We start from the raw sequence: 11,665 nt of genomic DNA, 5'->3' as shown, positions 1-11,665 counted from the left end.
TATCATAGCGGGAAGTTATCATAGCGGGAAGTACGCACCTATCTTGATAACTTGAAAATCGTCCGGTGAAATATTCTGCTCCAGCAGAGCGCCAGACAGCTCAGTCAGTGGCTCGTCCAATGCCTCATCGGAGAGCTCAAACGCCCCCCAGTGCATAGCAAATGAACGCTGACACCCTAAGTCATTATGTAATCTAGCTGCCCCTTGCGGGTCCATATGACTGTTTTTCATCATCCAACGGGGCGCGTAAGCGCCGATAGGCAAAGCCGCAACCTCTACGCTCCCCAGCCTTTCTGCAATCTCTTTTAGCGTATATGAATAAGCTGAGTCACCCGGGAAATAGTAATTTTTATGGTTAACTCGCATCATCCATCCACACCAGAGCGTTTGGTTCTGATCCCACAGGCTGCGCACGCTCCAGTGATGGGCCGGAACACAGGTAAAAGTAATACCGCTGATGGTCCGGTCGTCCCACCAGTCAAGCTCATCAACCTGACGGGCACCCTGTTTCTCCACGAGTCGCTTTAAACCCAGCGGAACCAAAAACCGAACCTGTGGTGAATGTTTCACTAAACGCCGGATGCTTGGCAAATCCAAATGGTCGTAATGATTATGAGAAATAACCACCACGTCAATTGGCGGCAAGTGCTCAACGCTTACTGACGCAGGTGTACGACGAGCAGGACCATAGAAACTGACGGGAGAAGCCCGTTTAGAAAAAACCGGGTCAGTGAGGATCCGTACGCTGCCAAACTGATACAGCATAGTCGCGTGGCCTAACCACCAAACCGCATCATCACAAAAACTGAAATCAGCCTGCTGCCACCATTGGTCGATAACCCCTTGATAACCCAAAGCCGGTGGCTTTGGTAAGCCGTTCTCTTTACGCTCTTTGCGCCAACGTTTTACGTCTTCAGATGAATGGATTTGGTCATGCTCTAAATTACGAAACCCGGTGGGTGTATGATGTTTTTTAGCTGGATCAAAGTAGGGATTAGCCTTGGACAAGACGCCACTCCTTTAGATAATCATCGGCATAAACGAATAAACGACGATCCCATGGTACCAGAGTAGAAAGCTATAAGCTGAACGATAGAGCCGAGATAGCAGGCAACCAGCCGCTACGGCTGGTTAGTTACTATCATGTTCGACCGGCAATACCATATAGGTACCTTCAAATACACAGCCAGTGTCCTCATCGCCTGATAGCTTAACTTCCAGCTGTACTCTGGCTTTGCGCCCTCTGGCCAAGCGATCTAAGTCTCCCTTCATCGTATCTAAGCTCGCCACCGCAACCGGGCGTCCGGTTATCGGTTTGTGGTAACGGATATGGGCATCGACTAACACAATATCCCCCCCTAGCTGGCGCTCCTGCAACAGTAACCAGATAAGACCCCAACCGGTCAGGGTTGCCAATGAAAACTGGCTTCCGGCGAAAATAGTGTGGTGCAGATTGGTATTCACAGCTTCCGGCATGGTAGTAATAAAACGTTGACCGGTATATTGAGTGATACGTACCCCCATCTTTTCGCTCAAGGGAATATTCTTATGCCAGGCTTTTTGTAATTGGGCGCACCAGTCAGGCCGGTGAAGAATGTCATCTAATGTAGCAATCGCTTTTCTCATCAGAAAGTGCCGTACCGGCGTGGTCTGCGGGGTGGTTATTTCACCTTGATTAACAAAACCCAATTTTTCAAAAAAACGGACTGTTTCTTCGCGGGCGCTACAGACAACGCGCTTAACCCCTTCCTGCCGCGCTATCGACTCCAGAGTAATCGCCAGCAACGTCCCCAGCCCTTTGCCCCGAACATTGGCGGCAACCGCTAGGAAGCGAATAGAGCCTTCATTATCAGCATTAATATATAACCGTCCGACAGCGACAACCTGCCCCTGATTATCGACCACCATTTGGTGATAGGCCATTGCATCATAGCCATCCCGCTCTGAACCTATAGGTTGATGCAACGGCTTACGCAGCACTTCCCAGCGGAACTGGTAATAATCGTTTAACTCTTGTTCAGTAACAGGGACACGTAGGTGATACATACTGACTCTCTTTTTATTATTGGTTTTTTGATTATTAATAATGCTTTATTAGATAAACAGCAACGGACAATTAAACCTGCAGGCTAAAAGTAACCGGCCCGTCATTGACCAAAGATACCTGCATATCAGCAGCAAATACGCCGTTTTCAGTCGGAACACGGAGCCGGCAGCGCTGGCTAAAATAATCATATAAACGTTCGGCATCCTGCGGCGTTGCGCCGCGAGAAAAACTCGGTCGCATGCCCTTTTGCGTATCAGCCACTAACGTAAACTGAGAAACGACCAGAACGCTGCCGCCCGCCTGCTGAACGTTCAAATTCATCTTGCCCTGTTCGTCACTGAATATCCGATAACCCAGAACGCGTTCGCACAGGCGATCGGCTTTTTCCGGCGTATCATCTTTTTCAACGCCCAACAGCACTAAAAGCCCGTGGCCAATAGCTCCGACTGTCTGACCTTCCACAACAACATCAGCACGGATTACCCGCTGAATTAACGCTATCATTATTTTTCTATTCCTGAATCTAAAGAGGTATCGGTGTCATAATCTTCACGCAGTTTACGGTAGTCACTTAATGTTACCGTCACTTCGGCCCCGAATAATACAATACACCAGCTCAGGTAAACCCAGACAAATAATATGGGTATCACAGCCAAAACGCCGTATATCAGCTGGTAGGATGGGAAAAGCGTGACGTACAGAGCAAAGCCTTTCTTAGAGAGCTCAAACAATACCGCCCCCACTATCGCACCAATGGCCGCATCTTTTGCCGGAACGCTAACCGTAGGCACAATACTGTAAATCAGCCAGAAGGAGACAAAAGAGAGTAACAGCGGGAATACTTGCAGCAGGCGATCGGTCATATTGCTGAATTCGCTGACATCCAGCCAACCAAGTGATAGCAGATAAGAACTGCTTGCCATACTGGCTCCGGCCAGTAGCGGGCCCAGCGTTAAAACCATCCAGTAAACGGCAAAAGAGAACACGATGGGCCTTTGTCGTTCACTGCGCCAAATGGCATTAAGCGCAGAGTCAACCGAGCTGATTAGCAACAGTGCTGTCACAATCAGACCGCAGGTACCAATCGCCGTCATCTTATTCGAATTCTCTACAAACCGTTCCAGATACTGTTGAATAGTTTCACTGGCGGCCGGCACAAAATTGGTAAAAACAAAAGATTTTAGTTGAACGCTTACTTCAGAAAACATCGGAAAGGCAGCAAACAGCGCAAAAACAACCGTAATCAGCGGTACCAGTGATAACAAAGAAATATAAGCTAAATTGCCTGCTACTACGCTCAGCCGATCTTGATTAGCCCTTGTCCACAGTAATTGTCCGTAGGCAATAATCGGGCGAATCTTTTTAGGTCCACGAATATGGGATAAATGCGGCATGAGGTTCTCGCCTAATATTAGACCACGTTGGCCAGTTGCAAACTGCAAAGCCCGACACTCCGCCAGCCATTACGGCTGACGGAAAATCAAAGAGTATGGTTATATTCTAGTTAAAATAAGCGGGGATAACCTTATTATCGACAACATGTATAGATGTGATTCCCAATGCGGTTGCGCCAACGATATTATCGTAGTTATCGTCGAAGAAGACGGTGTTTTCCGGCGTAGTCCCTTCTTGCTCAAGAACGTAGCGATAAATATTCGCTTCAGGCTTGCGCATACCAAGCTCCTGAGACAAATAGATTCGATCGGCTGACTCACCCACCTGTGGATACTGTTCCGGCCAATAGCGGCAATGCAGTGAGTTGGTATTGGATAACACCACAACCCGATGCCCTTCGGTTCTCAGGCGCTGCATAATATCTACTACTTCATTACGCTGGCCAACGAAGATTGCCTGCCATCCGGCAGAAAATTGTTCAAAACTCAGCGATACACCGAGTTCAGCACAAATTTTATCAGCAAACTCTTCGTCACCGATCTCTCCGCGTTCATGCTGTTCGAAAGCTTGCCCCATAGTAAAGCGTTCAGAGAGCGTCGCTAAAGGAGTGCCGCTCAAATTACTCCACACCCCTAAGACCCGCTTAAAATCGATATCGACAATCACATTACCTAAATCAAAGATATACAGCATATGCACCCGCCCGATTTCATCGTTTTTCCATATTGCTACGCTAACACAGATATCTTCCTCTACGCATCAGAAAGCCGGATGCATTATAAAAATAATAGGTAAATACAGTGTATTAACAACTCTTTCAGAATAATTGTTTAACCCGCATGCCATTATTCGCCGTCTCTGTTTTAGCACAGAGCAAAACACGGATACTGTGCTGGCGCGCAATAAAAACCTGTATAGACACATTTTAAAGCGATAATTTTTCGCCTTAAACCTCAGTCAGTAACCATAAAAAATGCGATATCATCAAACGCTGGTCTATAATATTTTTGTTATCTTATGCTTTCTCCTGTGAACGGTTGTCGCGTATTTATCAGCGTCGCCGGGCATAAGTAAATTAAAAAACGTCAGGATATTGGGTTTGACCAATAAGATATCCAATAGTTTTGCTTATTAAAGAGGCCACAGAATGGGTTTATTAGATCAGTTGGGCGGAGCGCTTGGCGGCAAAGGTTCCGTTGATTATGTTGCGATTATGCAGTGGGTTGAACAACAGGGTGGAATCTCCGGCCTGTTAGACAAATTCCGCCAAGGCGGGCTGGCTGACATCGTTCAGTCATGGATAAGTACCGGCAATAATCTGCCCATTTCCAGCGATCAGGTACAACAGGTTTTAAGCAGTGACGCACTACAGCAACTGGCAGCAAAACTCGGTATTGATAGCCAGATGGCTTCAGGTATTGTTGCTCAATTTTTGCCTGAAATTGTTAACAAACTTTCACCTGACGGTCAGGAACCCGGCAATGCCGATATGATTTCTGCCGGTCTGTCTATGCTAAAAGGTAAACTCTTCGGTTAATTCAGACGAAAAAAGAGGCAATTTTCATTGCCTCTTTTTCTACTTTAACAACCGGTAATAACGTAACTTATTAGGCTTCTTTCGGGCCACGGTTAGCACGTTTACGGTCGTTTTCAGTCAGGTAACGTTTACGAATACGCACAGACTGAGGAGTTACTTCAACCAGTTCGTCATCATCGATGAATTCCAGAGCTTGCTCCAGAGACATCTTGATTGCAGGAACCAGCGTAGTCGCTTCATCAGTACCAGATGCACGCATGTTGGTCAGCTTCTTACCGGTTAAGCAGTTCACTGTCAGGTCGTTAGAACGTGAGTGAATACCAATAATTTGGCCTTCATACACTTCTGCACCGTGACCTAAGAACAGCTTACCGCGGTCTTGCAGGCTGAACAGTGCGAACGCAACTGCTTTACCCTGACCATTAGAAACCAGTACACCATTCTGGCGCTGGCCGATTTCGCCCGGACGCACATCATCATAATGGCTGAAGGTTGAATACAGTAAGCCAGTACCAGAAGTCATAGTCATAAATTCAGTACGGAAACCGATCAGACCACGCGCGGGGATCAGGTAGTCCAGACGAATACGACCTTTACCGTCCGGAACCATGTTCTTAACGTCGCCTTTGCGTTCACCCATGGCTTGCATGACTGAACCCTGATGCTGTTCTTCGATATCCAGCGTTACGTTTTCGAATGGCTCTTGTTTACGACCATCAATCATCTTGTTGATAACTTTTGGACGAGAAACCGCGATTTCGAAACCTTCACGACGCATGTTTTCGATCAGAACTGACAGGTGAAGTTCACCACGACCAGATACGCGGAACGCATCGGCATCTTCAGTTTCTTCAACGCGCAGTGCCACGTTGTGCACCAGCTCTTTGTTCAGGCGGTCAAGGATCTGACGTGAAGTCACATACTTACCTTCTTTACCACAGAACGGAGAGGTGTTTACGCAGAAATACATGGTAACGGTTGGTTCATCTACGGATAACGCTGGCAGAGCTTCAACGCTTTGCACATCACACACCGTATCAGAGATATTCAGTTCGCCCAGACCGGTAATCGCGATGATGTCGCCAGCTTCAGCCACTTGCGCTTCGATACGCTCCAGACCCATATGGCCCAGTACTTTACCGATTTTACCGTTGCGAGTTTTACCTTCACTGTCGATAACAGTGACCTGCTGGTTAGGTTTAACCTTACCGCGCTTAATACGACCGATACCAATAACGCCAACATAGTTGTTGTAGTCTAATTGGGAAATTTGCATCTGGAACGAACCGTCACTGTCGACGTCCGGTGGAGCAACGTGCTTAACGATAGCTTCAAACAGGGGATCCATGTTATCCGTCATTTCGTTATGGTCGTCACCCGCGATACCCAATAATGCAGAAGCATAAATAATTGGGAAATCAAGCTGTTCGTCGGTTGCGTCAAGGTTAACGAACAGGTCGAATACCTGATCAACAACCCAGTCAGGACGCGCGCCAGGACGGTCAACTTTATTAATTACAACGATTGGTTTCAGACCATTAGCAAAGGCTTTTTTGGTCACGAAACGAGTTTGCGGCATAGGGCCGTCCATTGCATCTACAACCAGCAACACCGAGTCAACCATTGACATTACGCGCTCTACTTCGCCACCGAAGTCGGCGTGTCCCGGAGTGTCAACGATATTGATACGGTAACCGTTCCAGGTAATGGCGGTGTTCTTAGCCAGAATGGTGATCCCACGTTCTTTTTCAAGATCGCCAGAGTCCATAACGCGCTCAGTGGCTTCGTTACGTTGGTCTCCGAGAGTTCCGGACATTTGTAGTAGCTTATCAACCAGGGTTGTTTTCCCATGGTCTACGTGCGCGATAATAGCGATGTTACGTAGATTCTCAATCACAGATTTGCCTCAGGCATTAGAAATAGCGCGTTATTGTACACACTTTAGACGAAGTACTAAACAAGATCACAAAGATCTATTAAAAACAACTATCGTTTAGATGGATTGTGATCCTTTTCACGGTGTAAAGCGTTTAGAAAAAACACAAATTGCACCAAAAAAGGTCAACCCCATTCGTTATCGCACTACTCTGGTGCAATAACAGATGCAAAAAAATGTTTTTCGTTCATACTCTGTTGTCATAGGGCCGAAGACGGCTATCTGACAGCCATGAATAGAAACTTGGCATGATTATAGCATACCTTTTATCCATGGCACCGATGCCAAATGTGAAAAGATAATACAGCCACCGGGAGAACAACAATGTCTACTGAACATGTTTTGACTATGCTTAATGAGCACGAAGTAAAATTTGTCGATTTGCGTTTTACCGATACCAAAGGTAAAGAGCAACATATTACGATCCCAGCTCATCAGGTTGATGCAGACTTTTTCGAAGATGGCAAAATGTTCGATGGCTCTTCTATTGGTGGCTGGAAAGGTATTAATGAATCCGACATGGTGTTAATGCCGGACCCAACGACGGCCCTGCTTGACCCGTTCTTTGATGATACCACGCTGATTATTCGCTGTGACGTTCTTGAGCCGGGCACCATGCAAGGCTACGAGCGTGACCCGCGTTCAATCTCTAAGCGTGCTGAAGACTTCCTGCGTTCTTCCGGTATCGCAGATACCGTGCTGTTCGGACCAGAGCCAGAATTCTTCCTGTTTGATGATATTCGTTTTGGTAACTCTATTGCAGGTGCTTACTATCATATCGATGATATTGAAGCGGCATGGAATACCGGAACTAAATACGAAGGCGGAAACAAAGGCCATCGTCCAATGGTGAAAGGCGGTTACTTCCCAGTACCACCGGTTGATTCATCACAAGATATTCGTTCTGCTATGTGTTTAACCATGGAAGAAATGGGCCTGGTTGTTGAAGCCCATCACCATGAAGTTGCAACGGCGGGTCAGAATGAAGTGGCTACCCGCTTCAATACCATGACTAAAAAAGCAGACGAAACCCAAATCTACAAATATGTGGTGCATAACGTTGCTCACGCATTTGGTAAAACGGCGACCTTTATGCCTAAACCGTTAGTCGGCGATAACGGTTCTGGTATGCACTGCCATATGTCACTGTCTAAAAACGGGACTAACCTGTTTGCCGGTGATAAATACGGCGGTCTGTCAGAAATGGCTCTGTATTACATTGGCGGAATCATCAAACACGCTAAAGCAATCAATGCCTTTGCTAACCCAACGACTAACTCATACAAGCGTTTAGTCCCGGGATATGAAGCGCCGGTCATGCTGGCTTACTCTGCCCGTAACCGTTCAGCGTCAATTCGTATTCCAGTGGTTGCCAGCCCGAAAGCACGTCGTATCGAAGTTCGCTTCCCGGATCCGGCCGCTAACCCATATTTGGCATTCGCTGCTCAGTTGATGGCTGGCCTTGATGGCATCATCAATAAAATTCATCCGGGCGAAGCCATGGATAAAAACCTGTATGACTTACCGGCAGAGGAAGCGAAAAACATCCCTACCGTGGCAGGCTCTTTAGAAGAAGCGCTGGCAAGTCTGGATGCCGATCGTGAGTTCTTAACCCGCGGTGGCGTGTTCACTGATGACTCTATCGATGCTTATATTGAGCTGAAACAAGACGAGATGAATCGCGTTCGTATGGCGCCGCATCCGTTGGAGTTTGAACTGTATTACAGCGTTTAAGTGATTTTTGTTGGTTTAAGGAACAAAGTCTTTTTACCTAAATATGGCCTTATCCTGTCGTCATCCCGTTGAAAAACGGGATCCCGGTTTTAGCTAACAAATTAGCACTCAGCTTAAAGTCTGGACCCCGTTTTTCAACGGGGTGACGAACGGGAAGAGACGGCGATGAGGAGCGTGCGTTTTTAGCATTGTCAGTTGATGCCCTAATTTGGTGCAAAGGAGTCATACATCAATGGAAATCCTTCCGCTACCGGATACAGAGCAGATTCTTAATTCACAGATTACCTGCGTCTTAATTCTGGACCTCTCTTTAGCCATTCACTATGCCAATCCTGCTGCACAACAGCTTTTAGTTCAGAGTTCACGTAAACTTTTTGGTACGCCACTGCCTAACTTAGTTAACTATCTTTCATTAGATATTGAACTGATGTGGTCCAGCCTGCGTGAAGGACAAGGTTTTACTGATAATGAAGTGACTATGGTGATCGATAGCCAGCTTCATGTTTTAACCCTGAGCGCTCAGCTATTAGCCGATGACTATATTCTCATGGAGCTTTCGGCCTTAGATAATCATCGCCGTTTAAGCCAAGAGCAGCTCCAGCAGGCTCAACAAACGGCAGCCAGAGAATTAGTTCGTGGTTTAGCCCATGAAATTAAAAACCCATTAGGTGGCCTGCGCGGTGCGGCTCAGCTATTGGCCAAAGCCTTGCCCGATCCGGCGCTGAATGAATATACCAAAATGATTATCGAGCAGGCTGACCGATTACGAAATCTGGTCGATCGTCTGCTGGGCCCGCAGCATCCGGGTCAGCGCGAAGTACAAAATATCCATCAGGTCTCTGAGCGGGTCTATCAGCTTTTAGTGCTGGAAAAACCAGAAAATGTCAGCATTGTGCGAGACTATGACCCGAGTATGCCTGAACTCAGCCACGATCCTGAGCAAATCGAGCAAGTCTTATTAAATATCGCCAGAAACGCAATGCAGGCGCTGGGAAAGCAAGGGGGAAATATTATTCTCCGCACCCGGACGGCCTCTCAGGTGACATTGCATGGCGTTCGCTATCGTTTATCCGCACGTATTGATATTGAAGATAACGGCCCCGGTATTCCGACACTATTACAAGACACCATATTCTACCCGATGGTCAGCGGGCGAGAAGGTGGTACCGGACTGGGTCTTTCTATTGCCCGAAGCCTGATCGATCAACATCAGGGCAAAATCGAGTTTAACAGTTGGCCGGGTCATACCGAATTTTCGGTCTACCTGCCCATCCGTCAGTGAGGGTTGCAATGAGTCAAGGAACCGCTTGGATTATCGATGATGACAGTGCCATCCGTTGGGTATTAGAGAAAGCTTTAACCGGCGCTAATATTGCGTGCACCAGCTTTGATTCAGCTAATGACGTATTAGCGGCGCTGGCAGAGAAGTCTCCCGACGTTTTAATTTCAGATATTCGCATGCCCGGAATTGATGGCCTGACGCTATTACAACAAATTAAGCAACATCACCCACTGCTGCCGGTCATTATTATGACCGCACACTCAGACCTTGATGCCGCGGTCAGCGCCTATCAGTTTGGTGCCTTTGATTATTTACCAAAACCGTTTGATATTGATGAAGCCGTTGCGTTAGTTGAACGGGCTATCAGCCACTATCAGGAAATACGCCAGCCTGAACGCAAAGCTATACCGAAAGATCCCACCACCGATATTATTGGTGAAGCCCCTGCGATGCAGGATGTTTATCGGATTATCGGTCGGCTTTCACTGTCATCCATTAGCGTATTAATTAATGGTGAATCCGGTACCGGAAAGGAGCTGGTCGCTCATGCTTTACACCGGCATAGCCCGCGCGCCGGAGGCAAGTTCATCGCTCTGAATATGGCCGCTATCCCCAAAGATCTCATAGAATCAGAACTGTTTGGCCATGAAAAAGGGGCTTTTACCGGTGCTAATCAGGTCCGGCAAGGCCGCTTTGAACAGGCAGACGGCGGTACGCTTTTTTTAGATGAAATTGGCGATATGCCGTTGGAAGTACAAACCCGCCTGCTGCGAGTGTTGGCCGATGGTCAGTTCTATCGGGTCGGTGGCTATGCTTCAGTTAAAGTAGACGTTCGAATCATTGCCGCCACTCACCAGAACCTCGAACAGTTAGTTAAAGAACATAAATTCCGTGAAGATCTATTCCACCGCCTAAACGTTATTCGAATTCATCTCCCGCCGCTACGTGAACGCCGGGAAGATATTCCCCGTTTAGCCCGCCACTTTTTACTGATAACGGCCCAAGAGCTGGGTGTCGAAGCTAAAATACTTCACCCCGATACTGAAAAAGCCTTAAGCCGTATGGAATGGTCGGGTAACGTGCGTCAGTTAGAAAATACCTGCCGCTGGCTGACCGTAATGGCTGCCGGAAAAGAAGTCTTACCGCAGGATCTGCCGGAAGAGCTGTTTGTATACGATCCAGAGGCTCCAGAAAGCCCTATTACCGTTCAGGACGGCAGCTGGACTACTTTACTTGAGCGTTGGGCTGAGCAGGCACTGATCGCGGGTAAACAGGACTTACTGTCTGAAGCTCAACCCGATATGGAGCGGGTTCTCCTCAGCGTTGCCCTGCGCCATACTCACGGGCATAAACAAGAAGCGGCACAGTTGTTGGGCTGGGGTCGAAATACTCTGACCCGAAAGCTTAAAGAATTGGATATGGAATAGGCGAGCTAATCGCTTACGGGCAAGGATGCCAGAGAGATCTCCGACCGTTCAATTTCAGTTAAATCAAAATTTGTTGAGCTAAATACCATTGATGAAATTTTGTACTTTACAGCTATTATCGGCTGAGTATGATTGCTGAAACTTTATCACTTCCTCTTCCGGAGCAGGGTTATGCTGGAACACTTAACTTCTCTGTTTAATTTCAGTTCTGAAATCATTACGCAGTCTGCCCAGTCGCCACAAACGGGATTTGCAGCCATTCTGTGCGTTATTATGTTTGTACTGTTTACCTAATTTTTATCAGGAG

The 11,665-nt window shown here is 47.2% G+C and carries 11 protein-coding genes; 5 read left to right on the top strand and 6 right to left on the bottom strand.

Features of this window, described 5'->3' with window-relative positions:
- Positions 1 to 18: 18 nt before the first annotated feature.
- The 5 genes from YWE_RS0114200 to yihX form a co-directional block, all read right to left on the bottom strand.
- Positions 19 to 1,008 (bottom strand): MBL fold metallo-hydrolase, encoded by a 990-nt coding sequence (locus tag YWE_RS0114200; RefSeq protein ID WP_029095144.1) that lies wholly within the window; start codon positions 1,006 to 1,008, stop codon positions 19 to 21.
- Positions 1,009 to 1,131: 123 nt separating this feature from the next.
- Positions 1,132 to 2,046, bottom strand: coding sequence for a fatty acid biosynthesis protein FabY (gene fabY / locus YWE_RS0114195; protein ID WP_029095143.1), 915 nt, complete (start codon positions 2,044 to 2,046; stop codon positions 1,132 to 1,134).
- A 70-nt stretch (positions 2,047 to 2,116) separates the two neighbouring features.
- Positions 2,117 to 2,551 carry a D-aminoacyl-tRNA deacylase gene (dtd, locus tag YWE_RS0114190; protein ID WP_029095142.1) on the bottom strand — a complete coding sequence of 145 codons (435 nt, stop codon included), beginning with the start codon at positions 2,549 to 2,551 and terminating at the stop codon, positions 2,117 to 2,119.
- On the bottom strand, positions 2,551 to 3,441 hold the full coding sequence (locus tag YWE_RS0114185) for a virulence factor BrkB family protein (RefSeq protein ID WP_036016130.1): 891 nt from the start codon (positions 3,439 to 3,441) through the stop codon (positions 2,551 to 2,553). Before YWE_RS0114185 ends, dtd begins: the two co-directional genes overlap by 1 nt.
- A 106-nt stretch (positions 3,442 to 3,547) precedes the next feature.
- Positions 3,548 to 4,135: a glucose-1-phosphatase gene (yihX, locus tag YWE_RS0114180; protein WP_029095140.1), complete on the bottom strand. Its 588-nt coding sequence runs from the start codon at positions 4,133 to 4,135 to the stop codon at positions 3,548 to 3,550.
- A 454-nt stretch (positions 4,136 to 4,589) separates the two neighbouring features.
- On the opposite strand from yihX, the gene YWE_RS0114175 reads away from it, so the two are divergent.
- Positions 4,590 to 4,979: a YidB family protein gene (locus tag YWE_RS0114175; protein ID WP_029095139.1), complete on the top strand. Its 390-nt coding sequence runs from the start codon at positions 4,590 to 4,592 to the stop codon at positions 4,977 to 4,979.
- Positions 4,980 to 5,049: 70 nt separating this feature from the next.
- On the opposite strand, the gene typA is transcribed toward YWE_RS0114175, so the two are convergent.
- Positions 5,050 to 6,876: a ribosome-dependent GTPase TypA gene (gene typA, locus YWE_RS0114170; protein WP_029095138.1), complete on the bottom strand. Its 1,827-nt coding sequence runs from the start codon at positions 6,874 to 6,876 to the stop codon at positions 5,050 to 5,052.
- Between the two features lie 363 nt (positions 6,877 to 7,239).
- Between typA and glnA the strand changes: the two genes are divergently transcribed.
- The 4 genes from glnA to YWE_RS31670 all read left to right on the top strand — a co-directional run bounded on the left by glnA (position 7,240) and on the right by YWE_RS31670 (position 11,652).
- Positions 7,240 to 8,649, top strand: a complete 1,410-nt coding sequence (glnA, locus tag YWE_RS0114165; RefSeq protein WP_029095137.1) for a glutamate--ammonia ligase — start codon at positions 7,240 to 7,242, stop codon at positions 8,647 to 8,649.
- A gap of 232 nt (positions 8,650 to 8,881) precedes the next feature.
- The gene (gene glnL / locus YWE_RS0114160) at positions 8,882 to 9,931 is read left to right on the top strand and encodes a nitrogen regulation protein NR(II) (RefSeq protein WP_029095136.1); all 1,050 of its coding nucleotides are present in this window, start codon (positions 8,882 to 8,884) and stop codon (positions 9,929 to 9,931) included.
- A gap of 8 nt (positions 9,932 to 9,939) precedes the next feature.
- Positions 9,940 to 11,358: a nitrogen regulation protein NR(I) gene (gene glnG, locus YWE_RS0114155; RefSeq protein WP_029095135.1), complete on the top strand. Its 1,419-nt coding sequence runs from the start codon at positions 9,940 to 9,942 to the stop codon at positions 11,356 to 11,358.
- Positions 11,359 to 11,529: 171 nt separating this feature from the next.
- Entirely contained in the window at positions 11,530 to 11,652 is a 123-nt protein-coding gene (locus tag YWE_RS31670; RefSeq protein WP_255324307.1) for a hypothetical protein, read from the top strand.
- Positions 11,653 to 11,665: the final 13 nt, after the last annotated feature.

The sequence above is a fragment of the Budvicia aquatica DSM 5075 = ATCC 35567 genome (genome assembly GCF_000427805.1).
Lineage (GTDB): Bacteria > Pseudomonadota > Gammaproteobacteria > Enterobacterales > Enterobacteriaceae > Budvicia > Budvicia aquatica.
Note: the sequence above shows the minus strand (reverse complement) of the source record. Positions and strands in the feature narration are given on the sequence as shown.